General features: G+C 48.1%; 1 protein-coding gene. It reads right to left on the bottom strand.

The window, feature by feature from the left end; translation table 11 throughout:
• A partial coding sequence (locus A7976_RS10385) for a DUF3251 domain-containing protein (protein WP_240483854.1) occupies positions 1–362 on the bottom strand: 362 nt, incomplete at its 3' end.
• Positions 363–393 lie beyond the last annotated feature (31 nt).

Genomic DNA, 393 nt, shown 5'->3' with positions numbered 1-393 from the left:
CCCTTTAACTGTAACGGAATATCAACATCGCTGGGGGCGAGGACGCTGGCAGGGGCATTAATCAATTGATTCTGCACATTGATTTCCTGAAAGTTGTCTATTGTTCCCTGAATTTGCCCATATTCAACAGTTCCGCTGAATGCGGGCAAGGGATCATTCGACTCACCCTGAATACGTAGTGTAAGGGTGGTGCCATCTGCATCAGGCGTAATATTCACCAGCGACATACGTAAAGTACCGATCTGGCTTTCCAGTCTTGCCGGTGTTTTCGCTCCAGGCAGAAGGTAAACCCCACTGCTGGATTTTGCATTCAGCCTGTTTTGCTGAGTGATTTTGACTGTTTCTTGATTGAGTTGCGTCATCTCCTGGTTCAGCGTGCTGACGCTGTGTTTC

The sequence above is a fragment of the Methylobacillus sp. MM3 genome, assembly GCF_001645185.1.
Taxonomy (GTDB): Bacteria; Pseudomonadota; Gammaproteobacteria; order Burkholderiales; family Methylophilaceae; genus MM2.
This window is presented reverse-complemented; position numbering and strand designations above follow the sequence as displayed.